This window comes from Vibrio sp. OPT46, from assembly GCF_015163535.1.
GTDB classification, from domain to species: domain Bacteria; phylum Pseudomonadota; class Gammaproteobacteria; order Enterobacterales; family Vibrionaceae; genus Vibrio; species Vibrio alginolyticus.
Window position 1 is genome coordinate 11,229 of sequence record NZ_JADDYG010000302.1, and the last position, 1,176, is coordinate 12,404.

Consider the following 1,176-nt stretch of genomic DNA (forward strand, 5'->3'; position numbering starts at 1 on the left):
ATCGCTAAGTTACTGCCCTTGGACGCTTTGCTTTCCGAATCAACACGACACGGAAAAAACTGTAGCACCGGCGCGCCTGCTAGCTCACCAGGTAATACAAAGCGGCCAGGCTGAACCCAATGAAGGCCAGCGTCTTTACAGGCATGAAGGTACTCGGTGTATGTGTGTGCAACTTTCTCAAGTAGTTTCTCATTCACTTCTGCATAGAGGTCCACTTTCTCTAGTTCAGAAAGCCAAGCTTTGGCTAAATCGCCACGCTGGCCTTTAAGTGCATCAAACTGAGTTTGCGACCACGTTGCAAAGTCCATGTCCAATAAAGGCAGGTCGAGCAACCACTCTCCTGGATAGTCGATAATATCAACATTTAAAATTGCGGTTTTACTCAACAGCTTTTTCGTAGTTTTATTTGGTTTGTACTTGAGCGCTAAGCGAATCTCACTCACATCACGTGTCGGAACTGGCCACTGAGGTGGAGTGGCATGAATTTGGCTCATCGCCTCATCGTAAGCAAAGCGTGGCACCATCATATTCGATTGAGGCTCACGCTTCGCCCCAATAAGGCGCTTATCTCTAGCCGCAGTCAAAAGAGGCAAATTGTCATGGGTTGCAGTATGAAGAAGCTGATTCACTAATGACGTGATGAATGCCGTCTTACCGGCACGAGAAAGTCCGGTGACAGCAATTCGAACATTAGAGTCCATACCTCTGTTGATAAAGTCATTAACTTCTTTCTTTATTCTCTTCATTACGCTTCTTTATCTTACTCCACTTTAAAACAACGTTGTCAGCGACTTCGAATTTCGATCTATGAATACTGTTCTATCCCGAATTCTATGAGTTTAACTTTATATACCTTAATAAAAGATGAACAAAACATCCGGCTTGATGCTGTATTAAAAAAAGAAAAGCCCCTGAGTGGTTCAGAGGCTTACTTAATCTACAGCATTAGTAACTCTATATGCGCTGATTACTATGTTAAACAGGAACCCGCTTTCTTTAAGCCTAGTCGTCTTCGATCAACTTATAGATAACAAATAGAGCGATTTCTAAAATCAGCCACAACACACATGTGATGGTCACGTACTTTTCATCAAAGATGCTGATACCGTGAAGAATCAAGTCATAGCCAACAAAGCCACCTATCACTACAGCAAGAATAATTTGTAGAATCTGAAT

General features: G+C 42.7%; 1 protein-coding gene. It reads right to left on the reverse strand.

Annotated elements, in window-relative coordinates; translation table 11 throughout:
- Positions 1-746: YcjX family protein (locus IQR33_RS14195; protein WP_193843774.1), on the reverse strand; the 746-nt coding region annotated here is incomplete at its 3' end.
- Between the last annotated feature and the right edge of the window lie 430 nt (positions 747-1,176).